The organism is candidate division WOR-3 bacterium (genome assembly GCA_016867815.1).
Taxonomy (GTDB): domain Bacteria; phylum Hydrothermota; class Tepidihabitantia; order Tepidihabitantales; family Tepidihabitantaceae; genus UBA2258.
Window position 1 is genome coordinate 1 of record VGIR01000019.1, and the last position, 24,723, is coordinate 24,723.

General features: G+C 62.8%; 21 protein-coding genes. 5 read left to right on the forward strand and 16 right to left on the reverse strand.

Annotation, left to right across the window (positions count from 1 at the left end; translation table 11 throughout):
• Nucleotides 1-201: 201 nt before the first annotated feature.
• Together FJY68_04525 and FJY68_04530 are read right to left on the reverse strand one after the other, a co-directional pair.
• On the reverse strand, nucleotides 202-915 hold the full coding sequence (locus tag FJY68_04525) for a YncE family protein (GenBank protein MBM3331103.1): 714 nt from the start codon (nucleotides 913-915) through the stop codon (nucleotides 202-204).
• Nucleotides 916-1,447: 532 nt separating this feature from the next.
• Nucleotides 1,448-1,909: a type II toxin-antitoxin system VapC family toxin gene (locus FJY68_04530; protein ID MBM3331104.1), complete on the reverse strand. Its 462-nt coding sequence runs from the start codon at nucleotides 1,907-1,909 to the stop codon at nucleotides 1,448-1,450.
• 483 nt (nucleotides 1,910-2,392) lie between these two features.
• Between FJY68_04530 and FJY68_04535 the strand changes: the two genes are divergently transcribed.
• On the forward strand, nucleotides 2,393-3,778 hold the full coding sequence (locus FJY68_04535; protein MBM3331105.1) for an SAM-dependent methyltransferase: 1,386 nt from the start codon (nucleotides 2,393-2,395) through the stop codon (nucleotides 3,776-3,778).
• Nucleotides 3,775-5,691, forward strand: coding sequence for a hypothetical protein (locus FJY68_04540; protein ID MBM3331106.1), 1,917 nt, complete (start codon nucleotides 3,775-3,777; stop codon nucleotides 5,689-5,691). The genes FJY68_04535 and FJY68_04540 overlap by 4 nt, the downstream gene beginning before the upstream one ends.
• 302 nt (nucleotides 5,692-5,993) lie before the next feature.
• Here FJY68_04540 and FJY68_04545 read toward each other — a convergent pair whose 3' ends face one another.
• On the reverse strand, nucleotides 5,994-6,275 hold the full coding sequence (locus FJY68_04545) for a hypothetical protein (protein MBM3331107.1): 282 nt from the start codon (nucleotides 6,273-6,275) through the stop codon (nucleotides 5,994-5,996).
• Nucleotides 6,276-6,685: 410 nt separating this feature from the next.
• On the opposite strand from FJY68_04545, the gene FJY68_04550 reads away from it, so the two are divergent.
• Nucleotides 6,686-7,666: a hypothetical protein gene (locus FJY68_04550; GenBank protein ID MBM3331108.1), complete on the forward strand. Its 981-nt coding sequence runs from the start codon at nucleotides 6,686-6,688 to the stop codon at nucleotides 7,664-7,666.
• Between the two features lie 224 nt (nucleotides 7,667-7,890).
• Here FJY68_04550 and FJY68_04555 read toward each other — a convergent pair whose 3' ends face one another.
• Both FJY68_04555 and FJY68_04560 read right to left on the reverse strand, forming a co-directional pair.
• Nucleotides 7,891-8,367, reverse strand: coding sequence for a hypothetical protein (locus FJY68_04555; protein ID MBM3331109.1), 477 nt, complete (start codon nucleotides 8,365-8,367; stop codon nucleotides 7,891-7,893).
• A gap of 502 nt (nucleotides 8,368-8,869) precedes the next feature.
• A complete protein-coding gene (locus FJY68_04560) occupies nucleotides 8,870-9,346 on the reverse strand; it encodes a hypothetical protein (protein ID MBM3331110.1) in 477 nt (158 codons plus the stop codon).
• A 251-nt stretch (nucleotides 9,347-9,597) separates the two neighbouring features.
• Here FJY68_04560 and FJY68_04565 point away from each other — a divergent pair, with 251 nt between their 5' ends.
• On the forward strand, nucleotides 9,598-10,359 hold the full coding sequence (locus FJY68_04565) for a DUF4097 domain-containing protein (protein MBM3331111.1): 762 nt from the start codon (nucleotides 9,598-9,600) through the stop codon (nucleotides 10,357-10,359).
• A gap of 177 nt (nucleotides 10,360-10,536) precedes the next feature.
• On the opposite strand, the gene FJY68_04570 is transcribed toward FJY68_04565, so the two are convergent.
• The 10 genes from FJY68_04570 to FJY68_04615 form a co-directional block, all read right to left on the reverse strand.
• Entirely contained in the window at nucleotides 10,537-11,436 is a 900-nt protein-coding gene (locus tag FJY68_04570; GenBank protein ID MBM3331112.1) for a prohibitin family protein, read from the reverse strand.
• Nucleotides 11,437-11,703: 267 nt separating this feature from the next.
• A complete protein-coding gene (locus FJY68_04575; protein ID MBM3331113.1) occupies nucleotides 11,704-12,033 on the reverse strand; it encodes a transcriptional regulator in 330 nt (109 codons plus the stop codon).
• Nucleotides 12,020-12,667 carry a hypothetical protein gene (locus tag FJY68_04580; GenBank protein MBM3331114.1) on the reverse strand — a complete coding sequence of 216 codons (648 nt, stop codon included), beginning with the start codon at nucleotides 12,665-12,667 and terminating at the stop codon, nucleotides 12,020-12,022. Before FJY68_04580 ends, FJY68_04575 begins: the two co-directional genes overlap by 14 nt.
• Before the next feature lie 297 nt (nucleotides 12,668-12,964).
• On the reverse strand, nucleotides 12,965-13,744 hold the full coding sequence (locus FJY68_04585) for an ABC transporter permease (protein MBM3331115.1): 780 nt from the start codon (nucleotides 13,742-13,744) through the stop codon (nucleotides 12,965-12,967).
• Nucleotides 13,745-13,746: 2 nt separating this feature from the next.
• Nucleotides 13,747-14,787 (reverse strand): ABC transporter ATP-binding protein, encoded by a 1,041-nt coding sequence (locus FJY68_04590; GenBank protein ID MBM3331116.1) that lies wholly within the window; start codon nucleotides 14,785-14,787, stop codon nucleotides 13,747-13,749.
• The gene (locus tag FJY68_04595; protein MBM3331117.1) at nucleotides 14,676-16,616 is read right to left on the reverse strand and encodes a hypothetical protein; all 1,941 of its coding nucleotides are present in this window, start codon (nucleotides 16,614-16,616) and stop codon (nucleotides 14,676-14,678) included. The genes FJY68_04590 and FJY68_04595 overlap by 112 nt, the downstream gene beginning before the upstream one ends.
• A 162-nt stretch (nucleotides 16,617-16,778) precedes the next feature.
• Nucleotides 16,779-17,852, reverse strand: a complete 1,074-nt coding sequence (gene hydE, locus FJY68_04600) for a [FeFe] hydrogenase H-cluster radical SAM maturase HydE (protein MBM3331118.1) — start codon at nucleotides 17,850-17,852, stop codon at nucleotides 16,779-16,781.
• 110 nt (nucleotides 17,853-17,962) lie between these two features.
• Nucleotides 17,963-19,261, reverse strand: a complete 1,299-nt coding sequence (gene hydF, locus FJY68_04605) for a [FeFe] hydrogenase H-cluster maturation GTPase HydF (GenBank protein MBM3331119.1) — start codon at nucleotides 19,259-19,261, stop codon at nucleotides 17,963-17,965.
• Nucleotides 19,262-19,340: 79 nt separating this feature from the next.
• Nucleotides 19,341-20,759, reverse strand: coding sequence for a [FeFe] hydrogenase H-cluster radical SAM maturase HydG (gene hydG, locus FJY68_04610; protein MBM3331120.1), 1,419 nt, complete (start codon nucleotides 20,757-20,759; stop codon nucleotides 19,341-19,343).
• Complete coding sequence (locus FJY68_04615; GenBank protein ID MBM3331121.1) at nucleotides 20,756-21,094, reverse strand: CopG family transcriptional regulator; 339 nt, start codon at nucleotides 21,092-21,094, stop codon at nucleotides 20,756-20,758. Before FJY68_04615 ends, hydG begins: the two co-directional genes overlap by 4 nt.
• Nucleotides 21,095-21,741: 647 nt before the next feature.
• Between FJY68_04615 and FJY68_04620 the strand changes: the two genes are divergently transcribed.
• Nucleotides 21,742-22,743, forward strand: a complete 1,002-nt coding sequence (locus FJY68_04620; GenBank protein ID MBM3331122.1) for a tetratricopeptide repeat protein — start codon at nucleotides 21,742-21,744, stop codon at nucleotides 22,741-22,743.
• A gap of 38 nt (nucleotides 22,744-22,781) precedes the next feature.
• Here the strand turns inward: FJY68_04620 and FJY68_04625 are convergent, their stop codons facing one another.
• Nucleotides 22,782-24,110 (reverse strand): tetratricopeptide repeat protein, encoded by a 1,329-nt coding sequence (locus FJY68_04625; protein ID MBM3331123.1) that lies wholly within the window; start codon nucleotides 24,108-24,110, stop codon nucleotides 22,782-22,784.
• Nucleotides 24,111-24,723: the final 613 nt, after the last annotated feature.

Consider the following 24,723-nt stretch of genomic DNA (forward strand, 5'->3'; position numbering starts at 1 on the left):
GAAGCGCTGGCGCCCTGGCGAGATGCGCTGGCGCTGGTGTGTAGCTGGGCTGCTACATGCCGAGCAGCACTTCCGGTGCGTAGATGGCTACCGGCACATCCCCGCATTGCTGAGTGCACTGGAACGGTCCGCGTCACCGAAAGAAATTGACGCAACAGAGAGAGTTGCCTAAAGTGATGTGGGAGCCGCTAGGAATTTCAACTAACCGAGGGACATGCTCTCGTAGCAGAGGGCAATGGGGTTCGCTCCAACAGTCACAGTCGTGACAACCGAGTCAGAGTTGCCTGCGATAACGGTCACACTCCCGCTGCCATAGTTGGCGACGTACACCTGGTTCTCAGCCGGGTTGTAGCAGATGGCACGGGGGTTGCTCCCCACGGCAACAGTGGCGACCACCGAATCCACTACGCCTGCGATGACAGTCACGCTTGTGCTGGAGTCGTTTGCGCAATAGACCTTGTTGTCCTGCGAGTTGTAGCACAGAGCGTTCGGGAAGATGCCGGTGGGTACAGTCGCAATGACTGAATTGGCAGCGCTGCCTATCACGGTCACGCACTCATTGTTCTCGTTCGCGCAGTAGACCTTGTTCTCACGCGGGTTGACGCAGAGGGCCCTGGCAGGTCCGCAGATCGGGATACGGGCGACTCTCTGACCAGAGGAACCGTCTAGCACTATCACGCAGTCGCCCGCGTCGCCGGCAACGTAGACTGCATTGTGGACCGAATCGTACACTAGGCTCTGCGGTTGAAGCAGCCCACCGAACGAGTCCGGCAGATAGATGGTCTCCTCCAGCCACTGGCCGCTGACGGCCGACAAGCAGCAGCAAATGGCTAACAGCACGGCCACGGGTCGTACCGCCCGGATATGTGAGGCGATGGTTCGGACAGAAAGACGGAGAACACAGTCAAGTGACATTCTGCACCCCCGGACGTAACTGACCCCACGCAGTCTGGCGCCGTCAGGAACCGTGGACGGATTCCGCCTACTCCGCCACACTCGGCGTCGCTACGTAAGCGTATCCCTGCAGCGGTCAAGAGTCAAGTAGCCGCGCAAGCAGCCCTGAATCCGACACAGGACATCACCACCAAGGCACCAAGACACAAAGAGGGTGAGGACGGAAGTCAGCTCTGTCTGCCTGGTGTTCTTGGTGTCTTTGTGGTTCAACATCGGGTTTGGGGAGCAGTCTCTCTCGTTCCACCGCGCCGCGACTCGTTGTGTCTTCTTCCGCATTTTGCGTGCCGCCGAATCACCGGCGCAGAGCCCTCAGGGCCGGGGTGGTTTGTCGGAGACGACGACCGGCTCGGGTGGCGCAGCATGTTCATGTTTGCCCGCCAAGGCTGCCGACTTTCTGCGGATGTAGTCTATCTGTTCCTGGGGCGTCATGCCGTTCATTTCCTTACTCATGCGGTCCCTGGCCGCCCGCATGAAGCCGACAGCGTCAAATGACCTATTCTTCTTCGTAGTACACCTCCAGCGGAGACCTGATTTCGAGTCCCGGGTATCCGAGCTTGAGATTCACCGCGTTGTAGGCTCGAATCCGGCTGAGCTTCACTATGTGCCTGAAGTTCCAGCTCACCACCACGTCGACGCGGCTGACTGTGGCCACGGCAATATGCAGGGCGTCAGCTCTGCTGCTTTCCAGGACGGCACCCTCGCGGATGTAGGCATCAGCCAAGGCGACCGCCTCATCATTGATCTCCACTCGCTCGGCCTCCGCAAGCCCTGGACGAGTGAGAAACTGGCGAACTCTCGGAGGCGCTGTTTCCAGTTCGGCCAGAGTAATATCGGAGATCACCGCGCGCAACCGCCCTCTGTCAAAGTCGTCCACCAGCCGCTGGGAGTATACGCCGAACTCCTCGTCCAAGCATCCACCAATCACCGACGTGTCAACGTAGACCCGCAGAATCATCCTCAGACTATAGAACACTGCCCCAGACTGTCAACAGAGGCAACGAGAGGCGCGGTCAGCTGATCGGTTGATTGACACGCCCGAGGCGCGGGCTACAATTCCCAACCGTCAATGAAGCGGCCTTCTCCTCGCATCGGGCTGATTGTCATGCTGGCGGCGTTGGTCTCGCCGACCCTGCTACGACCCGCGTATGCCGACCTTGACCCCGGGCACCGGAAGCTGCGCAGTCCAGTTTCTCATCGTCGGCCCGCTGGGCGGCCTCTTCGCTGTCGGGCTCTTCTGGAAACGAGTCATCGCTTTTGTGAAGCGCCTGTTCACGTCCAAGACCCGACATTGAGAGGAAACCGCCAAGGCCGGGCATGGAAGGAAGAGGAGCGTGTAGCCGCCGATGAACGCAGATGAACGCAGAAACGGCTCCGAACCTGTGACATCTATCGGCGTTGATCGGCGTGTATCGGCGGTTGAAATCCGACCCGGCTGATAATGCGAACTGACGAGTCGCTACCGAGTTCATTCCGCGACCCGAGCGGTTTTCTGTTCCATCGCGGCGGTCGGCTCTATCGTCAGGTGAACGCCAGCTATCGCGCCGACTACAAGCTGCTCATGGAGTCAGGTCTCTACCAGGACCTGACCACTCAAGGTCTGCTCGTACCACACGTCGAGACGTCTGAACCACACATGTCCGGCGGAGGCAGCCTTGTAATCGAGCCCGAGGTAATCCCCTTCATATCCTACGCCTACGAATGGTGTTTCAGCCAGTTGCAGGACGCGGCACTGGCGACCCTCGCCGTGCAGAAGCAGGCGGTCGAACGCGGCATGTCGCTCAAGGATGCGAGCGCCTACAACATCCAGTTTCGCGGCTGCCGACCGGTCATGATTGACACGCTCTCGTTCGAGCGCTACTGCGAAGGCGAGCCGTGGGTCGCCTACCGCCAGTTCTGCCAGCACTTCCTCGCGCCCCTCGCGCTGATGAGCCACGCCGATGTCCGTCTCGGCCAGTTGCTGCGCGTGAACATCGATGGCATCCCGCTCGACCTCGCCAGCCACCTGCTGCCGTCGAAGACGCGCCTGAATCTCGGCCTCGGAACTCACATCCACCTCCATGCCCAGACCCAACGCAAGTACGCCGACAAGCAGGCCAAACCCGACGGCCGCAAGATGAGTCGCATGGCGTACCTCGGGCTCATCGACAACCTGGAGTCCACGACGAGAAAACTCTCCTGGAAGCCTGAGGGCACGGAGTGGGCTGACTACTACGCGGCCACGAACTACACCGCCGACTCGCTTGAGCACAAGACTCGACTGGTCGGCGAATACCTGCAGAAGGCGCAGCCGAAGACCGTCTGGGACCTGGGAGCGAACACCGGCCGGTTCAGCCGGATCGCCGCCGAGCGCGGTATTCCCACGATCGCCTTTGATATCGACCCGGCCGCGGTCGAACTCAACTACCTCGACTGCCGCAAGCGTGACGAAAAGAGCATGCTGCCCCTGTTCTCCGACGTGACCAATCCCAGCCCGGCGATCGGCTGGCAGAATCGCGAGCGCCAGTCCCTGATCGAACGTGGTCCCTGCGACACTGCGATGGCCCTTGCGCTGATTCACCATCTGGCTATCGGCAACAACCTGCCCCTCGACCGCATCGTTGACTTCACGGCCGGTATCTGCCGGACTCTGATCATCGAGTTTGTGCCCAAGACCGACTCGCAAGTGCAGCGGCTGCTCGCCACCCGCGAGGACATCTTCCCGAACTACACCAGAGAAGCCTTCGAGCGAGCATTCTCGGCCCGCTTCGCCCTCCTCGCCTCGTCCCCGGTCAGGGATTCCGAGCGCAACATCTATCTGATGGAACTCCGCCAACCCAGACAATGACCGAGGATCCAGCCCGCCGCCCGCGTTCGGCTGAGAAGCGACCCATCCCGATTCACCACTTCCTGTTCGCCCTCGCCCCGACGCTGTTTCTCTATGCCTACAGTGCCTCGAGAATTCCGATAACTCCATCCGAACTCGTGCTTCCGCTCATCGCGTCATTCACGGTAGCGCTCGTTCTCTGGCTGTTCCTGTGGCGGGTACTCGGCAACAGCCGCCGGGCGGCGCTTGTTGTCTCTCTCTTTCTGGCCTTGTTCTTCACCTACGGTCGTGTGCTCGGCGCGGTCGGTACTTCTGCTCCACCAGAACTCCTGCCCGGCATTGCAGGCGGCGTTCTGCTGCTGGGCGTCATCTTTCTCGGCGTGCCGCGTCTGGAGTTCGCCAGGCTGACACTCCTCCTGAATGCCGTCTCGCTGGTGCTGGTTGCCGTCAACCTCGTCACCGGGGTCCCGACTCTCCTGCGCAGCCGTGCTGCATCGCTGAATGCGACGCGTGCCACGACGACGCAGGCCGCGAACCTGCCCGACATCTACTACATTATCCTCGATGGCTACGCTCGCGCCGACATCCTCGCCTCGGTCTATGGCTACGACAACTCCGGGTTCATATCGTGGCTTGAACAGAGAGGCTTCCGCGTCGGGACCCGCAGCCGGTCGAACTATGCACGGACCCACCTCTCGTTGGCGTCCTCCCTGAACATGACGTATCTCGACGCGGTGGCGGCCAAGCTCGGGCCGGAGACAGACAGCCACGCACCTCTGGTCCGTATGATCGGAGAGAGCCGGGTGGTTAGAGAACTCCGGAAGCGCGGATACACGATCGCTTCGTTCGCTTCCGGCTGCACCGGCACCGACATCAGGGACGCCGACATCCATTTTGCACCACGCTGGGCCCTGAGCGAGTTTCAGAGAATCCTCATCAACACCACCGCCCTGCCGCTCATCCTCAACCCCCTTCTGAAGAGGTCGCAGAGCGATCTGCACCGCGAGCGTGTGTTGTACGCCTTTGAGCACCTGCCGGATGCCGCGCGACTGAAGCACCCGGTGTTCGTCTTCTGCCACATACTGAGCCCGCACCCGCCGTTTGTCTTCGGCGCGCAGGGCGAGAAGACGGAGCCGCAGAGCTACTTCACGATGACCGAGGGCGGCACCTATCAGACCGCGGACGTTGACAGGCTCCGGCACGACTATGTCGAGAAGTACCGCGCGCAGGTTCAGTTCATCAACGGCAAGGCAAAGACCGCGATCGAGCGGATCCTTGCGTCATCGCCGCAGCCGCCGGTCATCATCCTCCAGGCCGACCACGGCCCGAGCTCGGTGCTCACCTGGAACGACCCCGAACCCGCTGAGCTGTCTGAACAGCTGGCAATTCTCAACGCCTACCACATTCCGAAGATGACCGGGTCTCCGAGCTATTCGCCCTCGCCGGTGAACTGCTTCCGCCTCCTCTTCGACCAGCTCTTCGGGTCCGACCTGGGTCTGCTGCCTGACAAGAGCTGGTTCTCAACCAGCGCCAGGATGTGGCGGTTCTACGACGCCGCCCGCCTGACCGAACAAGCGAAGGGCGGGACGGTGTTGAGGGTCTCGGTTGTGGCCTTCCGCGAGGAACTCCAGCTGGAAGAGCCGGCTGCCTACTGCCGCAGGCTGGTCGCGATGGCGTACCCGAATGAGACGGTCACTATTGAGCGCTTCTACGTCCAGGGACTGCGCGTGCCCGTGGAATCCGCTGACGAAGCCTACCGACGCTACCTGGGCGACGTCGCCAGGAAGGAGATTCTGGACCTCGGCACGCACTACGAATCCTACTGCGGTCCGGGACCGGACCGTGTCGAGGTCGCCGCTCTCTTCTTTTCCGACAGCACACCGCAGACCGCGAACCGCAGCGAGGGCAAAACCCGAAGCCGGAAGTCCGAATGACGATTGAATGCGGGCAAAGCTCGAAGTCCGAGTTGACCGATTTCGCTCATTCGAGCTTCTCCCCGGCTCGGGTTTCGCGCTTGGCCTAGGCGGTCACTGTCCGACAGTGCGCCTGGCCTGGGGTCCGACCGTCCACCTTTTTCCGCTGTCCGCTTCCGGCAGTTCTGACTTCTGCATTCTGGTATCTGACTTCTGACTTGGCCTCAGCGGCCACTGTCGGACAGCGCGTTCGTTCCCGGCAAAACGGCTCCGGGCCCGCGCGGGTCTTCGCCGCACGAGCCCGGTGGCCTTTGTCGAACGAACTAGAACAGCTTGTTCTTCTTGATGTAGACCCAGAGCAGCTTCATCATCTCGCCGATCTTGACGGTTGCCTTGGAACCGAACACCGGCTTCATGTCATCGGTCACCTTGATGGAGCGCTTCATCAGCGGGCCTTCACCGGACATCAGCTTGTTCTTCTTGATGTAGGCCCAGAGCTTCTTGTTCAGGTCACTGACTTTGATGACCTTGCCCGGGCCGAACACCGGCTGCATCTCATCGGTCATTTTCACGGTCCTCTTCATGAGGGCCTGTCCTCTCGGCATATACGAGTCCTTTCTGCCCTTTCGGGGCAATTCTGGATTCCATCGGACCCCTGATGGCCGCCTTTGGTCGGCCACTTATGCCTGATTCTCGGCCTAGCTTCCCCTCTGTCAAGCTTTATTTACAGGCGGTTAGAGGGAGAATGTCGCCTCCGATGAGACGAAAACGGAAGGCAGAGGCCAGAATGCAGAATGCTGGAGTCCATACCAGTCCCTGTTTGTCCATAGTTGCGTGACTGTTGGCAGGGAATAGCAGGGATGGTATGATTGTATGTGTCTGAGATAGGCGAAGGGTGCCGAGGTCGAACCCGAAGTGCGGGTAACACTGAGGCCCGGTTCAACGTCCAGGCAGCAGGAGCGCAAGTGAGATTCCTGAACGGGTGGCAGGAACAATCCACCCGAAAGAGGTGACTATGAAGAACTCGAAGACGACGCTGCTGGTGCTGGCGCTGGCGGCAATGGTCCTGACGGCTGGGGCCGGCGACAATGCCGATTCAGACGGGTCCAGGTCGGATAGAGAGGACAAGACCACGGTAGTCCCGACCCAGCCGGCCACGGAAGTTGAGAGGCCGGACCAAGCGTCCCAGTCGCGGCCCAATGAGAACCGCGCTCCCGTTTCTGAAGAGAGAGGCTCACAGTCCACTGGAAACGGGTCCGACGGTGCCAGGTCGCCACGGACCGAGCGTGATGCGGCCCAGGCCCCGGAATCCAGACCGCAGGTGAACCAGACGCCGGACCGGTACGAACAGCAGGACCGGCGCTACACCGAACCGGCCCGGATCCAGACAAGGTGGAGCGATGGCACCTCCGGCGCCGGGACGGAAGTCAACGTCCTGCGCAGCGGTGGCGAGCCCAACCGTGGGCGTGGTGGCGGTGGCTACCGCGGCGGACACGGGCCCGGCCCGTTCGACCGTCGCCCCACGTACTATCACGGCGGACGCCACCGGCACGGCCCGCACGACCATTGGCGGTACCGGCACTACTATGATTCGTGGCGATTCCTTTTCTACTTGGGCCCGGTCATCTACTACCCCCCGATCCACTATCCTCATGTCATCCGGGTTCCGCGTGCGCGGGTCGGAGTCTACGTGCGCTACACCGGTGACGACGCCGTCGGTTCGGCGTTTGCCAACTCGGTCCGCGAGCAGCTTCGCGACCAGGGGCTGCGCGTTGTCTACTCACAGGACAATGCCCGGCTTGAACTCTACATCATCTCGATGGAACGCGACCCTGACGACCCGGGCTACAACTCGGCGATATCGGTTTCCTACGTCTGGTATCCCGGCCACCGGTTCATCACCGCCCAGATGGTCGATGCCGGCATCAACGAGGTCGATGACCTCGCCGCTTCGGTCGCGGCCTACGCCGACGACCTCGTCGACGAATACCGCTAGCTGTCTCGGAACCCCAACCGCAGTGGCGGCCGGAGCAATCCGGCCGCCCGCTCTTTGGCCCCGGACCTGCATCCTGTTGAGTGACAATCGGGCGGCACATCAATAGGATTCGATGCAGAAAAGAGGTAACGATGAATGCTGCAAACCGAGAAGTGCTGGTTGCCTGCGCAACCTGGGCCGCTGGCCTGGTGCCGCTGTTCAGCGGCCGACCATAGTCGCGACGGCTAGCCGCAACCTGCTGGCTCTGACCGGAGGCGGCGGATGTATAGCAGATTGACGACACAGGCAGCCGCGAAGAGCACAAACGTTGCCCAGAAGCCCGCTAGCATCTCCAGATCGCCGCGGGTCCGTATCGAGAGATCGAACCAGAGCGCAAGGGGCAGCAGCAGGCAGTGGCCGCTGTATGTCGCGCGGATGATCGCTCCGCGCCGTCCTTTGACCCGGGCCAGTCCGATTCCTGCCAAGGTTGCGACTAGGAAGACGATGGCCACGAAGTCAGGCCTGGCCGGCTCGCCCTGCCAGGTCTTCTTGCCACCGGTGGAGTCCGGCTGGGCAGGGATTTCCTTGCCAAACGCCACCTCGTAGCCATTGGCCTGAACGACCACCTGCTTGTCGCAGGAGATCCGAGCGAACGGTAGCAGGAAGCAGAGCAGGACGAGCGCAAACAACCCGAGTGATATCGGCCGACTCGCATCCTTCATATCAGTCCTCCTCTCAATCTCACTTCAACTCCCCAATGTGAACGCACCATCCGAGTGCCACCATCGGAGCCAACCGTTGTCGTGAGGATAGACGACGTACACACCCAGTCTATGGCACTCTTGATGCCAGGGAATGACAGGCGGGAACTGCGTAACATAGGCGTCTCGGGGCAAGACTAAGTGTCACCGGACGGCCGCAAATGGTATCTGCTCGGACACACCGTGGCGCCACGTTCGGCAGCGACGATCACGAGCCGCCGGCTATCAACCGTCAGCCCACGGCGGCGCTCTAGTTCAGCTGGGCCGCAGTCTCGGCCCTCACCGCGATATCACCATCTCCACGTTCGAGCCGCTCCAGGAGCTCACTCAAGGTGGAATCCACATATCGCCGCCAGCACGTCACACGCCCTCTCTGAGGCCAGGGCCTTGAGCCGCTCGGAAAACGCCTGCAACGCGCTGTCGAACAACAGGCCCTGCTTTCTCAACTCCTCCAGCTGCCCGATTAGCGGACTTGTGGGCGCAGGATTGGATTCTCCGCTGGGGCCGCTGCAGGAGCCGGCATCTCGGTCAGCTCCTTCTTGACTGCCTCTACATAGCTGACATCCGTACCCCAGTCAGAGTCAAGACGGCTGCTGAGGAGTTCACGACACTCGGTTTCCAGCTGGGTGAACTTCAGACGTGCGGCGGCGTCGGCCGGCGATTGCATGAGGGCGGCGTGCGCGGTCCTGAGCCGGGTGAAAACTTCCATGAGCTGGAACCATGCCTTCTTCGGGTCGCGAGCGCGCTTCTGGCCAAGGTGGGGACTGAAGAGAAGAAGTACCGTCCCCGTGAGCAGCAAAGCTGTCGTGACCCACAACGACAGGCCGAAAACCGCGGTGAGAATCGGCAGGCCCAAGACTATGACGAACGGCCAGGGACTGTTCCGGCGCGACCTTCGGACCTTGGGCTTCGGCGAAGAGCCGCCGTAGGTTTGTTTCATCGCCTCAACACTCCTTCTACGACGATTCGGGTCTCACCCCATGTCAGACCCGACACGTTCCTTCGAGGTCGACAGAATCGCCTGGATCCCGGTGGACGGATGCCGAACCCCGGCTCAGGCATTGTGAGATTATAGGACAAATCGGCGGAATATCAAGAGAGGCCATGCGGCCCCTGCGGCCGCACGGCGGCTTGACACCCAGCGTCGGGATTCTAGACTGTGCGCGGCGTCCGCAAACCCAAGGGGGAACCGTGAACCGATACCTGACCGCGTTGGTGCTCGGCACGCTGCTCGCCGCCGCGTGCGTCGTCTATGATGTCCAGGCCGACCTGCCTGACACGAGTACTTGGCCCGTCGCCAGCGTCACGGCCGTTGACGTCCGGGCCGACAACGGCGCCATAGCCGTCCGCGCCGGCGCCGACACCCTGGTCTCCGCCACCGTAACCAAGAACCGCAAGGGCACTTCCCATGCGGACGCGGAAGCTCACCTGGCCGACATCACGACCGGCGACTCGCTCTCCGGCACGACCCTCTATCTCTGGGGCAAAGTGCCGGCTCCGAACACCCGCAGCTACGACACGGAGTACGCGCTCGCCGCTCCGGCGCCCTGCCTGCTCCGCCTGGAAACCGCCAACGGCGCGGTCAATCTGGACAGCATGGCCGGCGCCGCCGTGGTGGTCGCCGCCAACGGCGCGGTGTCGACCGTCGCTCATTCCGGTAGCATCAGCGTCACAGCCGCGAACGGCGCGATCGACTGCGATATCGCCGGGCTCGAGCCGACCGAGGCCGCGGCCCTGCAATCGTCCAACGGACGCGTGACCCTCTATCTGCCGGTCGACGCCGCCATCACTTTCGACATCACCACCAGCAACGGAGTCGCCACGGTGACGGGATTCAGTAGCGTCAGCTACGTAGTCAACGACGCAAAGCACAAGACCGGCACCATCGGCGCCGGCGGGTCCGCGGTCACGCTCCGCTCCGACAACGGCAACGTGACGATCCAAGCCAGATAGGCGCGGGAAGCCCCACGTCGGCAGGCCGCTGCGCCACTGTCGGCAGAGCGCAGGAGGCCGGGGACCCGGCGCAGCAGGGCCGGGCGTTCTGCACAGCTCGTTCTCGGGGTGCCCGGCCAGGCGTCAACCGGACGCGCGGCGGAATCGGAACCCCGAAGTCATCTCCGTCCGCGCGGTCTACTTGGTCCCGCTCGGAATGGTAATGAACGGCATGGTGTTGCTGCCGAGCATGTAGGTCGGAAGTTTGCCGTCCCAGACCTCGATGGCTTTCAGCGCCACGTAGTCCTTGCCGCCCTGTTGCTGGATGGCCATGACCTGGATGCGGATGGCTTCGGCTTCGCCCTTGGCCTTGGCAATCGCCTGCTCGGCCTCGAACTGAACCTTCTTCAGATTGTTCTCGGCCGCGAGCGCGTTCTGGGTCGCCGTCACTTTCAGCTCGATTGCCTGAGTGAATTCGGGCGAGAAGGTGAAGTCGGTAATTGACACCGCGTCAACCACTATCCCGTGCGTGGAAAGCCGGGCACTCAGCCGTTCCTGCAGCTTGTCCTTTACCAGGGACCGCTCGGTAATGAGATTCTCGGCGTTGTAGTTGGCCGTAGTCGCCTTGACCGCTTCCAGGACCGCCGGCTCGATGATAGTCTTCTCGTATTCGGCGCCAACATCACGGAATAGCGAGGACGCCTTGTCCGGCTGGACCGCGTAGTTGAGCGTAACCTCGGTGCTGACGTTCTGCAGATCCTTGGAGGCCGCGGCCGCCTTCGTGTGATGTGCCTTGACCTGAACGCTCATCTTATAGACGTTCTCAATAAACGGCATGACGTAGTAGATGCCCTGGTTGAGCACTTTGCCGGTCGGCGCGTTCCAGCGCAAGTGGATCCCGCGATGTCCGGTCGGCACCGTCCCGAATCCGCCCAGGATGCTGGCGACGAAGAAGCCGATCACCAACCCGGCGGCGATTCTCCCCAGCGGGAGCTTGAACACCCCGTCCACACCTTCCCTCCTGCCGCCGGCCTTGATCCCTCGCCAGAACCAGAATCCGGTTATGATTATCGTCAACAGCACTATCAGAAATGGCATTTCACATCCTCCTGCTGCCCAAGCAGCGTTTTCGGGTCACTGCGCTGCGCCGTGCACCCTTCTTCATCCGTTCTGCATCCGTCCCTGCCGCTTCGCATCGCGATACTGGCGGCATTCGGACAAGCTTGTGCTGTGCATGAAGTCAGAGCTGTCTTCGTTTGGCTACTGCGCAAGCTGGGCCGAGAACGGCAGGTCCCATACAGCCGCAGTGTATCCAACCTGGCCACAAGGTCAAGCCGTCTGCTGCGCGAGCGAATCGGGCGCTCGCTATCCGGCCAGCCCCTTGAGTACCTGCAGCATGTTCCGCTTGTACTGGCGGAGTGCCGCGCGGCCCTTCTTCGTGGCACGGAGCAGGGTGCGGGGGATGCGGTCTACAAACTCCTTGGTCACATCGACGTAGCCCGCTTCTTCCAACCGGGTCATGTGCGACGAGAGGTTGCCGCCCGTAAGGCCGGTTTGATTCTGCACGAAGAGAAAATCCGCGCTGTCCACCGCAGCCAAGAGCCCGAGTATTGCCAGCCGCGCCGGCTCGTGGATGACCCGATCGATCTCGGCCAGCGGCTGGACGTCCTGGCTCCCGGGTTCAGGAGTTGGCATGAGTCGCCTCCGTTGTCGTTTTCGGATGCCGGCGCAGAAAGATGAAGAAACAGACCAGGCCGGTGACCAGCAGGACGAGCCCAGGCAGCCCGAGCATCAGCAGCAACCCGCGGTGCACGTCATGCACGGCCAGCGAGGCAAACACCGCGGCCACGATGACCCCGGCGTGGACGTAGAACCGCGCGAACCCGGTCTGGCGGCCCATCAAGGCGAGTGTGGCCGCGCCCGCCAGGGCGAACGCACGCAGCAGCCACGGCATCAGCGTCGCGGGCGGACGAACCCCGCGCCGGGCGTAGACCGTCATCACGACGAGCCCGGCGACCAACAACAACAGCATGGTCGCGGTGAGCACGATGGCTGGGCTGGCGGGGCGGGACCGGGCGTAGCCGATACGAGGATAGACGAACCGTTTTCTGAGCCCGCGGGCGATCAACATAACGAATACCGGAGCGAGCCCGGCCCAAGCGGTCATGTTCACTCCGCCCGCGTGGTTGAGCCCGACGTACGATCCCGCGAATAGCAGGCCGAGCCCGAGCGCGAAGTCGACGATGCCATCCTCATTCAGCACCCGGTAGGCACGGCGCTGCAGGTCGACGGCCGGCACCGCGGTGGCGTCCGCTACAATCTTCGCCATACAGACCTCCCTTTCAGTTAGTTCTGCTCTGCACATTACTTTGCGATGCAAAGTAATCTACAATAGCGACCCATGGTCTGCCTGTCAAGCGGAAGATTGAGCCGGGAATCACGGCCCGGACAACTCAGAATTCAGGTACCAGAAGCCAGAACGCAGAGCCCTGCGGGAAGGGGATTGAGAACAGACGCGGTCAGAGACCAAGAGCGGCTGTGTCGCGAGGCATCAGCTTGAAGGACGCGACGTGTAGCGTACGGCATACGGTCTGCTGTCTTCTATCCACCGCCTGCTGCCTGCTGTCTACTTGATGAGCCGGCGTTTCATCAGCGCGATGGCGGTGAAGAAAGCTGCGGCGCCGACCACGAGAATCCACGCGAGGCTGCCGAGAGGCGCCGGGCTGAAATGCCCGAGAATCAGGCCCCGGTTGATGCGGACGACGTGGGTCAGCGGCAGGGCGGCGTAGCTGACAGCCTGCACCGCTTTCGGCAGGGTCGAGAGCGGGAAGAAGGTGCCGCTGAACAGGAACATCGGTGTGATGAAGAGGAAAATCGGGTAGTTGAAGAAGTCAATCGAGGGCACGAGCGCGGTCGCGATCATCCCCAGCGAGGCGAAGAGCACGCCGCAGACGAAACCGAAGACCGGCACCAGGGGGAGCAGCCACCAGGGCCCGAGCCCGAACAGCACGACCACGAGGTAGACCATGAGCGAGTTGATTGCCGCCCGGGTCGCGCCCCAGAATATCTCTCCGGCCACGACCTCCTCGACATTGACCGGCGTGGCGATGATGGCGTCGAAAGTACGCTGGAATATCATCCGGATGAAGGACGAGTAGGTGCACTCGAAGAACGCGGCGTACATCATCGCGACCGAGACGAGCCCCGGCCCGATGAAACGGGCGTACGGCATGCCGTCAATCTCCCGGATGAAGACCCCAAGCCCGTACCCCATGGCCACCAGGTAGAGTATCGGTTCGCCCATCGGCAGCAGGAAGTTGACGAGGAACGACCGTCTGAAGACGATGAAGTTGCGGTGCCAGACCCGCCACAAGCGCAGGCTCAGGGCAGGGAAGAACCGCCGCATGGTCAGTCCCTGAGCTCCCTGCCCGTCAGTCGAATGAAGACGTCTTCGAGCGTTGCGCGCCGCACGCTGTACGACGTGAGTCGCGCCTGCTTGCGGATGCGCCCGAGCGCCTCGGGGCAGTCGGAGGCGAACACCTCGAACTTGTCGCCAAGCTTCTGGAACCGGCACTCGCCCAACGCCGCTTCCAATGCGCCGGACGCGCCGCCCTCGGGAACGACCTCGAGCACCTCCTGCCCGGCGTGCTCGGCTATGAGCGCCGGCGGCGAACCGGTGGCGATGACCCGACCGTTGTCGATTATCAGCAGCCGGTCGCAGATCTGCTCGGCCTCATCCATGTAATGGGTCGTGATGATAATGGTCACGCCCCGCTGCCGCAGCTCGCGCAGCCGCTCCCATATGAGCCTGCGTGCCTGCGGGTCGAGCCCGGTCGTCGGCTCGTCGAGCACCAGCAGCCGCGGCGTGTTGATGAGCCCGCGCGCCAGAATCAGCCTCCGCTTCATGCCGCCGGAGAGTTCGTCTACCCTCTCGGCGGACTTGTCGGACAGGTGGACGAATCCCAGCAACTCCCCCGCCCGCTGCCGGGCGACGCGCCTGGGAATGCCGAAGTACCGGGCATAGACAAGCAGGTTCTCAAAGACCGAGAGATCCGGGTCGTAGTTGTTGTCCTGCGGCACCACGCCGAGCTGGGCCTTGATTTCGCGCGGGTGGCGGGCGACGTCCAGGCCGAAGACATCGAGCCGGCCTCCGGTCCGGGGCGAGTTGCAGGAGAGCATCCGTATGGTCGTGGTTTTGCCGGCGCCATTCGGTCCCAGGAACCCGACGACCTCACCGGGAGCGATGCTGAAGTTGATGCCGTCCACCGCCGCCAGTTCGCCGAACCTCTTGACGAGACCCTCGGCGACAACGAGTGGCGCGGCCTGTGCTGCCGTAGTCACGGAGCGTCCTGCGGGTCCAGGACGGCACCCGGCCGGGATTGCGCGGACTTCAGCGCGGCACGAGCCGCATCGTTGCCTGGTTCGAGTGCTACGGCGCGAGTCAGCCATGCGCGCGCCGCGGCCAGGCTGTCCATCCGCACGTAGACCATGCCCAGCAGGAAGCTGGCTTCCGCATCGGTGGAATCCTGCGCCAGGTTCGCCCGGTAGAGTGACTCGGCCAGAGCGTGATTGCCCTCGGCGACCGCAACCCACGCATCGGCCAGCCGGCGTGCCGGTCTCCAGGTCGGACTGGCGGTACTGATTGAGTTCGCGATGGCAGTTCTGGCCCCGGCCAGCCGCAGGAGTGTGTTGCGGTCGGAAGAACCGGCAGTCGAACGCTCGATCACACGCAGTTCGTCATCGGCATCAGCGGTCCGGCCGGCACCGGCCAGGGCCAGCACGAGCGAGTAGCGGGCGTAGTTGTATGACGGCAGCGCTGCCAGCGCCCGATGGAACGCATCCACGGCCTTGCCGAAGTCCTGCTGCTCGAGATGGATGTTGCCGGCCTGGGTCCACGCCTGCGCCGAATAGCCCCCGCGCTTCACCGGAATGGCGACGGAAGCGAGGTAGGCCGCGACCGCGATGGCGATGCCGACGGCTGCTCGCGCGCTTCGACGCCGCCGCACCGCCTCGACCAGCTCGCTCAGACCCAGGCCTGCGAACATCATCAGAAGGGGAATAGCCGGGGCTCGCAGGCGGGAGAGCACGTAGGAGAGCAGGGCGGAGAACAGGTACGCGGCGACGAACAGGTAGAGGGGTGCAACCTGCCCGCGCTTCGGCCAGGCCCAGACCATTCCAGGAAGCGCAAGCGCAAGCACAAGCCCGAAGCCGATGAAGGCGAGCTTGAACGGAACCGAGGAAGCGCGCGCCGTCTCTGGGTAGTAGTTGTTCGGCACCTCGAAGTTGCTGAAGAACAGCAGGAACTTGCGGCCGAGCAGCCTGAGGTAGGCAAGTGGCTGGTGCGTGATGAACTCAAGCCCCTTCCTCGTCCAGTAGGCCGACGCCGCCGAGGCCTTCACCTCTTTCCCGTCGATTGTGTGGCTGATCTCGCGCAATCTCTCGTGCGAAAACCCGCCGCCCTTCTCAAACTCGGCCGTTGGCTGCCAGGTGCCGTCCGCCGACGGGTTGTTGCCGTAGTAGAAGTTCATGCCGGAGTGGGCGGTGAACAGCACCGGGTCCCGCGCGACGATGTAGTTTCGAATCGGCACAACGGCAATCGCCGCCAGGGCGACGACCGTCATCGCCACAAGCGAGCTGCGGCGAGCGATGTGCGGTTTGCGATCAACTACGGACTTCCTCGCCAGCCACAGCAGCATTAATGGAGCCGCGACCAGCACCTCGGGCCGGCAGATCACCAGCAGCCCGAAGCAGAGGCCCGATAGCATCCAGACCCAGGTGCGACCGCCCGCGACAAGTATGAGCCAGAGGAAGAGCAGATTGAGCAGGACGGTGATCTCCACGTAGAGCAGCGAGCCGGTGTAGAATACGAGGATGCCGGTGAATGCGAAGCCGATCGATGCGAAGGCTGCCGCCCCGGCTCCGAGTATCCGGCGGGTCGTATCGAACAGCAGGAAGCAGGAGACGGTTGCCAGAACCGCCTGGACGAGCTGCACCGCGAGGATATGCTGGCCGAAGACCGAGTAGACAAGCGCAAGCAGGTAGGGATAGAGCGGCCGGAGAAAGAAGACGTCCGTTCCCCAGAAGTTGCCGGAGACGATGTCGACCGCCCAACGATGGTAGTAGTAGGAGTCGAGCATCTGCGGGCCGATGGTCGAGAACGGCTGCCCGCGCATGCCCAGGATGAACCAGAGGCGGACGAGCAGCGTCAGCGCAAGGGCGACGAACAGCCAGAAGCGGCTCTGACGTTCTGCCGCCCGGACCTCGTCATTCTCAGGCATGGCCGGCCAGTATAGGAGGGGCGCTAGCTCAGGTCAAGCAAACGGACCGAACCGCGCTGTGGCCGATTGGACGGCGCGAAAGGATGAATGACGAAGCTCGAAATCCGATTGAAGCACGAATTGCGGAGAAAGACCGGCTCGCACCTTAGGCTTCGTTCATATTCAATCGTCATTCGGGTTTCGGGCTTCGAGGTTTACCCTCGGTAGTCGTCCCCCCGGCCCCTTGCCCGGCACGCGGCCGATGCGCTCGAGCGTCGCGAGCAGGTTCTTCTGGAACTCCTCGGCCGTATCGATGACCTTGGCCTTGCCCGGATAGATCTCGTACAGCGCGCGGTACCTAGGCTGTGTGAGATTCGGCATCCAGACGTTTGCCCCGCGTTCGAGCCCCATTTCGCGGCCGCGTTCCCGGTTGATCGTGGCGAGCGCCGTGGTGGAAGGGATGTTCGCGTCCGGGCAGAGAAGCCGCGTCAGCGCCACGACCTTCGTCGTCATCGTGTCGGTTGCAGGGACCTGTGCCCGGACATTCGTCATTCGGGATTCGTCATTCGTCATTTGCCCTAGGGGCGTATCAGGGTGCGGCACAAACGGGCCGCAGCCGATCATCTCAAGGTCAAGGTCGCGGAAGAGCATGATGTCGTCGGCCAGGGACTCGTAGGTCTGTCCCGGGATGCCGACCATCACGCCTGAACCCGCCTCGTAACCCATCTCCTTGGCTGCCTTGAGCAGGGCGATACGGTCGCTCACTTCGGTACTGCAGTCCGGGTGAATGCGGCGGAACAGCTCCGGGTCCGACGTCTCGTGCTTGAGCAGGTACCGGTCCGCCCCGGCTTCGCGCCAGGCAGCCAGTTCCTCAAGGCTCCGCTCGCCCAGCGCCAGGGTGACGGCGAGGGGCGTCTCGCTCTTGATGCGCCGAACCAGGTGGGTGATGAAGTCACTGGTCAGCCCGTGATCCTCGCCTGACTGCAGCACGACCGTGCCGTACTCGAGCCTCTGCGCGATCCGGACGCACTCCATCACCTCTTCCTCGCTCATGCGGTAGCGCTCGATCTTCCGGCTGCCGCGGATGCCGCAATAGTGACAATCGCGACGGCAGAAGCTCGACATTTCGATCAACCCGCGCAGGTGCACCTCGTCGCCGACCTGTTCACGCCGCACCCGGTCGGCCTCCTCCCAGAGGAAGCTGAGCTTCCAGTCTTCTTCTTCCTTCAACCAGGCCAGCACCTCGTCGCGGGTCAACCCCTTCGTCTCGGTCCCGCCCCCGCCTTTCCCCTGCAGCAGTCTTATGGCCGCGCCCGCGGCCTGCATGCCCGGTCAGCCGCCTTCCCAGGGATTGAACTCGGAACCGCTCACGACGCACCTCTAGTCGTTACTGGTCTTCGGCTTGGGACACAATCCGAATTGCCGGGCAATTCGGTCATGTCCCGCGCCGTGCGATACACATCGAGCGCGGCCGGGAACGGCTCCAGCGCCCGCTCGAAGATACCAAGGACGTAGGCAATGGACAGACCATAGTTGGTGATCGGCACGCCCGCCTCACGGCATTTGACTACGCGGTTCAGCACCGCGCGGCGGTTGGTCATGCAGGCACCGCAGTGAATCACCAGCCGGAACTGCGACACGTCCGGCGGGAAGTCGTGCCCCTGGTGCGTCGTGAACTCAAGCTTGCCGCCGACCTGCTGCTCGAGCCAGTTCGGGATCTTCACCCGGCCGATGTCGTCGCCGATCGGATGGTGGGTGCAGCTCTCTGCGACCAGCACGCGGTCGCCCGGCCTGAGCCGGTCGATTGCCGTCGCACCGCGGACCATCTCGGTGAGGTCGCCACGGTAGCGCGCAAAGAGAATCGAGAATGAGGTGAGCTTCACATCGGCCGGTGTGTCCTGCGCAACCTTGGCGAAGGCCTGCGAGTCTGTGACTACGAGGTCCGGCTTCCGGTTCAGCCTCGCCAGCGCGTCCTTCAGTTCGTGCTCGCGGACAACCAGTGAAAGCTGCCCGTGGTCGAGCAGGTCGCGGATGGCCTGCACCTGCGGCAGGATGATGCGTCCTTTGGGCGCTTCCTTGTCGATCGGCACGACCAGCACCGCGAGCCCCCGTTCGGGAACGAGGTCGCCGATGATCGATGCCTCCGCCAGGAAATCCTCCGGCGCCACCTCAATCAACGCCTCCCGAATCGCCGCCACGCCCTCGCCGCGCGCGATCGAGGCCTGCACCGAACGGACGCCCTGCTCCCGAAACCGGGCCTCCAACTCCGGCGCGGGCCGGCCGATGTCGCTCTTGTTGAACACAATCAGTACCGATGCCTTCCGTCTCTTCAGTTCGGCAAGGATGCCATCCTCAAAGCCGCCCCACTCGCCGGAGTCGGCCACGATGACGCCGAGGTCAGTCCGGTCGAGCGCCTTCCTGGTCTTCGCAACCCGCTCGGCGCCGAGAGCGCCAACATCGTCAACGCCGGCCGTGTCGATGAAGAGCACCGGGCCGAGCGGCAGTAGTTCCATTGGTTTCTCGACCGGGTCCGTCGTAGTGCCGGCGACGTCCGAGACAATCGACACCTGCTGCCGCGTCAGCGCGTTCAACAGCGACGACTTGCCGACATTGCGACGGCCGAATATCCCGATGTGCAGCCGCATTGACTTTGGCGTCCGTTCCATGACGCTCTACGCTCTACGCACTACGCTTGATGCCGGACCGGTCTGGCGTGCTGCGTGATGCATCAGGCATAGCGCGTTCCTAGAAACACAGGTCGCGTTCATTGGTTGTCCTTATCTTCTCGATGCGCTCTCGCACCGTATTCCGCTTCTTCTCGTCGGGTATCTGCGCCGCTTCCTTCTCGATCAGCGCGAACCCGTCCCGCTTCGTCTCCTCCGACGCATAGTCGGTCAGGTACTCGGCCAGGGTTGTCAGCGAGTTGGGCGTGCAGTAGCGCTTGATGAACCCCGGTATCGAAAACTCCATGAAATGCTCGCCGGTCCGGCCCAGCCGGTAGCAGGAAGTGCACCAGCTCGGCATGTACCCGTCGCGAACCAGCTCGCCCACCACCGCATCGAGCGGCCTCGTGTCGTGCAGCTCGAACTGCTCGCGCTCCAGTTGCTGGCAATCCTCGCCGCGGCACTCCTGGTAAGCGCCCAGCTCGATGCGCGAACCCGCGTCGATCTGGGAGACACCGAGCCGCAGGCCCTCGCGCCGCATTTCCGGAGTCTCTCGGGCGGTAAGTATCATGCCGGTGTACGGCACCGCCAGCCGTAGCACCGCAATCACCTTCTTGAAGTCCTCGTCGCAGACAAAGTGCGTCCGGTCGAGTTCTACGTTGGATGCCACGTTGATGCGCGGGAAGCTGATGGTATGAGGACCTACACCCCAGCGCTCCTCCAGATGGATGGTATGGGTAAGCAACCCCATCACCTCGAAGCGCCAGTCGTACAGACCGAACAGCGCGCCGATACCGACGTCGTCCACGCCGCCCGCCATCGCCCGGTCGTGAGCGGTCAACCGCCAGAGGTAGTCACCCTTGCGCGTGTTCGCGGGATGTACCGCCGCGTAGGTCGGATGGTGGTAAGTTTCCTGAAGAACCTGGTACGTGCCGATGCCGGCCGCCTTCATCGTCCGGTAGCCGTCAACATCGAGCGGCGCGGCGTTGATGTTCACGCGCCGGATCTCGCCCCTGCCTGCCTTGGTCGCGTAGGCTATCTTCACGATGCGCGCCATCTCCTCGGCCGAGTAGTTCGGGTGCTCTCCCCAGACCAGGATCAGCCGCTTGTGGCCTTGGCCCTCCAGCGCCACGAGTTCAGATCGCAGCTCCTCGTCCGATAGCGTCTTGCGCACCACGTCACGATTCGAGCACTTGAACCCGCAGTAGGCGCAGTTGTTGATGCACTTGTCGCCGACGTAGAGCGGCGCAAAGAGGACGATGCGGTTGCCGTAGACGTCGGTCTTGAGTTTCCGGGCCGCGGCAAACACCTCCTGCCACAATTCCGGGTCCTTGATGGCAAGCAGCGCCGCTGCCTCGTCCGGCTCCAGCCGCTTCTTGGCCAGCGACTTCGCCAGCACTTCCCGAACCCGCCCGGCGTCGGGCCGCGCCGCCGCCAGCGTCTCCTCAATCCTCCGGTCGTCGATGAAGTCAGCTACTTCAGCCCTCGAAGCTGTGCTCATCGCATTTCCTCCGGTCCTTCTGCCATTTTGACCTTAGCATTTTGCAGTTTGCATTCTGCATTGCCTTCTTTCCTGCGGAGCGCCGCTTTAACGCTCACGCCCGGAACCGCGCCCAGCTTCCCGGTCATGGCGCCGATCTCGTCATTCGAACCGTCGACGATGACGGAAATGACCGACAGGTTCCGCTCACGGTAGGGAACGCCCATCCGGCCGACAAGAATCCGGCCGTACTGGCTCAGTATCTCGTTCACCTTCGGCGCGGTATCGAGCCGGTTCTCGACGAACACAGCGACGACGCCCAGCCGGTGTTCACCGACAGCATCTGGTTCATTCATGTCGATCCTTCTAAGCTAGGAGTTAGCCGTTAGGAGTTAGGATCTGGAACTGCTAACTGCTCACTCCTACCTGCTAACTCATCTCAGATGAAGCGTTCCCTCAAGACGCAGGCCTACCGATTGACGAATAGCGAGCTACGAATGTCGAATGCCAGGAGACTCGGCAATCGACAATCTCCAATCGTCACTTCCTCGGGGCCCTGGTCCGGGAATTGCTCCGATTCTGATTCCTCCGGGCCGGCAAAGCCTGCCCGTCAGACGCCAGGATGATAATATAGAAAGACCTATATGTCAACGATAGCGGCGACGTCAGGCAGCTTTCGGGTCTCGCTCCGGTAGTCACGCCGCAGGTTCGATCAGCGACAGTCGGCCTGCTGCCGAGATCAATCGCCGACAGCTCGCGGCTGTCGGGCCAGGTCTCCTGTACCGTGATGCAGGCAGAAGACGAGCCCGGCGCCGCCGTTTCATCCGCTTGACGATTCCGGCACTGCCGACCGTTGACACGAGGGGAATATTGGCCATTCTTATGTGTGGGAATGGTGATTCTCGTTTGTAGTGACAGCCGCGTGGGGTGTCCTTGCGCGCGGCCGCGAACGATCTCGGGCAATTCTGAGTCCGCACGGCGCGGCCGTGCCGGAGAGGAGTAGTTGGCCAGCGAGTTCAGCGCGACAGGCCGGACGGTCTGGTATTGGAACCGGGCTGCGGCGTATGCGGTTATTGCGGCACTCCCGCCGATAGTCATACTCGCAGTGGAGTCCGGCACCCTGGCGCGGATACGGGCCATCATCACCGGCACCAATGTCGCACCGCCGCTGCCGTTGCTGTTCATTCCCGGGGCAGCGAACATCTCGCTGGCGTGGGCGATTTTCTTCGTTGCCCTGGCCGTAGTCTACACCCGGGATGCCGGAACCGAGAGCGACGAGCAGGTGGAACAGAGGCCATTCGAGAAAGATAGTGTGGCGGAACGCGAACCGGAGTTGGCGATGGCGGCACCGCGCGCAGAAGCGGAGCGTGAACCCAAGGGTGGGGACGACGTCGCTCTGCCGGCGGTGAAGAATGTTGCGGAGGCCAAGGCTCTGCTCGACAAGGGAAACGAGCTATACACCATGGGTCACTACGAACAAGCAGTAGCCCATTTCGACGAAGCCATCAGACTCCACCCGCGGCTCGCGGGCGCCTGGGCTGCCAAGGGACTTGCCTGCAGTGCTCTGGGCCGGGATCAGGAAGCGATTCGCTGCTATGACGAGTCCCTGAGGATCAACCCGCGCGATGCGGCTGTCTGGGACGACAAGGGCAACTCCCTTTTCGCCCTTGGCCGGTTGGAGGGCGCCCTCAATTGCTTCAACGAGGCACTGATAGTAAACCCTCGCGACGAGAGGGCCTGGTACAACATGGGCATCTGCCTTGCCAATCTCGGCCGCCCGGAGGAAGCCCTCGCTCGCTGCAACAAGGCCACCGATCTTGACCCGTCGTTTGCCGCAGCTTGGCAGGCAAAGGCGCTGGTCCTCGAGCGCCTGAGCAGGACCCGAGACGCGATCGCGGCATACAAGCAGTTCATCTCGCTCGCCTCAGAAAGCGACGCCGCTTCGGCCGAGAAGGTGCGGCAGCACGTCAGCGAGCTCGAAGCTGCCATGCAGCGAGGGGTCTGAACCGGCCGGCCGATGGCCGGCCTCGTCGTCACTGGGAGCTAGTCCTGCGCTGTCGGCTCGTTTCGTCGCTGGCGTACCTGGTCGATGCGGTCCACGAGATCGACAACACCTTCATCCGAAACAGAGGCCTGCTTCAGCAGTTCCTGCAGCCGATCACGGCCGAGCGCTTCATCGCATCGCAGCAGCCCCAGCAGCGCCTGATTCCTGCCGTGGCGCACGCCGACTGACAAGAGGATGGCCAGGGCCTCAGCCAGGCTGGGTACAGCCTGTTCGTGCGCACCCTTCTTCTCCAAGGTGAGTCCGGTGTTTCCGAGCCCGGTAGCCACACCCAGGCGGAAGTCGATTCGGCGGGCCCCGTCCAGCGATTCCTCGTGGGACTTCAGCGCCTTGTCGAGTTCGCCCTTGTCGAGGTAGACGCCGCCGATGCCGCCGAGTCCGACAGCAAAGCCGAGGTTGTCTCCAATCTTGACGGCGATCTCAACTGCTTCTTCATAGTACTCCCGCGCCGCGGCGAGTTGACCCTTGTCGCGGCGGACACTGGCGGCGTTCACCAGGGCGCTGACCACGCCCGGTTCATCGCCGATTCGGCGCGACAAATCCAACGCTCTTTCGTGTGACTTGAGCGCATCGTCGAGTTGGCCCCGGTAGCGCTGGAAAGTGCCGATGTTGCCAAGGCAGAGCGCTACCAGCCGCTGCTTGTCGGACTCCCGGGCAATGGCCAGGGCCTGATTGAGGTCTTCGAGCGCGTTGTCGTGTTGGCCGAATTCGTGACGGACTACACCCATGTTGGCAAGTGCCGAGGCCTTGCCTTCTTTGTCTCCTTCGCTTTCCGACAGGCGGCACGCCTCCCCGAACTCCTCGAGCGCATCAACCAAACTGCCCCGCATGAAATGGCACACGCCGACTTGAACGAGCAGCGGGACAAGTTGCGCCCGGGCGACCCTGACCTTTGCCTCATGGAGAAGCTCGATTGCCTCGTCCCACTGGTATGTTCTCATCGCGGCAAGGCCCGGTTCGAAGGACTGGCTGACCGCAGGCTCCGAACCGCTGAACTCCCCGGCGTACTCGGCCATCCTGTTCAGATCGCGCCGGATCACGTCCTGCCTCACCTTGGCGCCACTGGACTTCTTCGCACGCGGGATCTTCCGACGACGACGAAGGACCGCTATACCCAGAGCTGCGACGACGCCCACGACTATCCCCAGCAAGAACAAAGCTACCGGGTCAAAGCCCGGTTGTACATCGCCGCTCAACCAAGTAAGTATAGCCAGGTGCGGCGCTGCGTCAACCAAGAGGACTCGTATCGAAACCCTCAGAGAAGTCCCGCCGGCTCCGCAGCCCACCGGCAGCGACGTCAAGACTACCATCGAACCCAACTGACCGCCTTCGCTGACTCGTGACCGCAGGCTGGAACCCGCTAGGGAGTCTTCTGCCTTCCGCACGGAGCAGACATCGGGATACGGCACGGCAAGCTGCTCCGGTAATCGTCCTGCGAACAACCGTGCGGGTGGCCCTTCGGGTAGTCAGGCAGATAGCATCCGGCGTAGCGGCACGAATTGCCCGGCTGGTCGAACTCAGGATTGGGTCCCGGGCAGCGCACGAGGTTGGCTCCCCAGCTATCTTGTACGTTGCGAAGGGGTAGGCTGCGCGCATCGCCAGCCGAATGGCGCCCTGAATCGTCCCGAGAATCCCCTTCCGGGCCATGCTGTAGGTAACACCCCGAACCGTCCCCCCAGTGACCCCCGTCACCACCCGTACATCAGCCCCAACTGCATGTGGTTCTGCGTCTTACCCTTCATTCGGACCTATCACCCACATTACACAGAGCAGTATAATGCGGACATGTGCGGGTGCCACTTGAACCGGTCGAAGGAGGCATTCAGGTTCACACCCGAAAGGGGATCGGGTCTACGCGGGCTCAGAGTAGCGGCAGGCGTGGTGGTTGCCGCCGTAAAGAACCGCAGTCCCGGACGACGCGCA

Coding starts and splice junctions, on each gene's coding strand:
- FJY68_04525 (MBM3331103.1), bottom strand. CDS start 915: ATGTCACTTGACTGTGTTCTCCGTCTTTCTGTCCGAACCATCGCCTCA.
- FJY68_04530 (MBM3331104.1), bottom strand. CDS start 1,909: ATGATTCTGCGGGTCTACGTTGACACGTCGGTGATTGGTGGATGCTTG.
- FJY68_04535 (MBM3331105.1), top strand. CDS start 2,393: ATGCGAACTGACGAGTCGCTACCGAGTTCATTCCGCGACCCGAGCGGT.
- FJY68_04540 (MBM3331106.1), top strand. CDS start 3,775: ATGACCGAGGATCCAGCCCGCCGCCCGCGTTCGGCTGAGAAGCGACCC.
- FJY68_04545 (MBM3331107.1), bottom strand. CDS start 6,275: ATGCCGAGAGGACAGGCCCTCATGAAGAGGACCGTGAAAATGACCGAT.
- FJY68_04550 (MBM3331108.1), top strand. CDS start 6,686: ATGAAGAACTCGAAGACGACGCTGCTGGTGCTGGCGCTGGCGGCAATG.
- FJY68_04555 (MBM3331109.1), bottom strand. CDS start 8,367: ATGAAGGATGCGAGTCGGCCGATATCACTCGGGTTGTTTGCGCTCGTC.
- FJY68_04560 (MBM3331110.1), bottom strand. CDS start 9,346: ATGAAACAAACCTACGGCGGCTCTTCGCCGAAGCCCAAGGTCCGAAGG.
- FJY68_04570 (MBM3331112.1), bottom strand. CDS start 11,436: ATGCCATTTCTGATAGTGCTGTTGACGATAATCATAACCGGATTCTGG.
- FJY68_04575 (MBM3331113.1), bottom strand. CDS start 12,033: ATGCCAACTCCTGAACCCGGGAGCCAGGACGTCCAGCCGCTGGCCGAG.
- FJY68_04580 (MBM3331114.1), bottom strand. CDS start 12,667: ATGGCGAAGATTGTAGCGGACGCCACCGCGGTGCCGGCCGTCGACCTG.
- FJY68_04585 (MBM3331115.1), bottom strand. CDS start 13,744: ATGCGGCGGTTCTTCCCTGCCCTGAGCCTGCGCTTGTGGCGGGTCTGG.
- FJY68_04590 (MBM3331116.1), bottom strand. CDS start 14,787: ATGGCTGACTCGCGCCGTAGCACTCGAACCAGGCAACGATGCGGCTCG.
- FJY68_04595 (MBM3331117.1), bottom strand. CDS start 16,616: ATGCCTGAGAATGACGAGGTCCGGGCGGCAGAACGTCAGAGCCGCTTC.
- hydF (MBM3331119.1), bottom strand. CDS start 19,261: ATGGAACGGACGCCAAAGTCAATGCGGCTGCACATCGGGATATTCGGC.
- hydG (MBM3331120.1), bottom strand. CDS start 20,759: ATGAGCACAGCTTCGAGGGCTGAAGTAGCTGACTTCATCGACGACCGG.
- FJY68_04615 (MBM3331121.1), bottom strand. CDS start 21,094: ATGAATGAACCAGATGCTGTCGGTGAACACCGGCTGGGCGTCGTCGCT.
- FJY68_04625 (MBM3331123.1), bottom strand. CDS start 24,110: ATGGTAGTCTTGACGTCGCTGCCGGTGGGCTGCGGAGCCGGCGGGACT.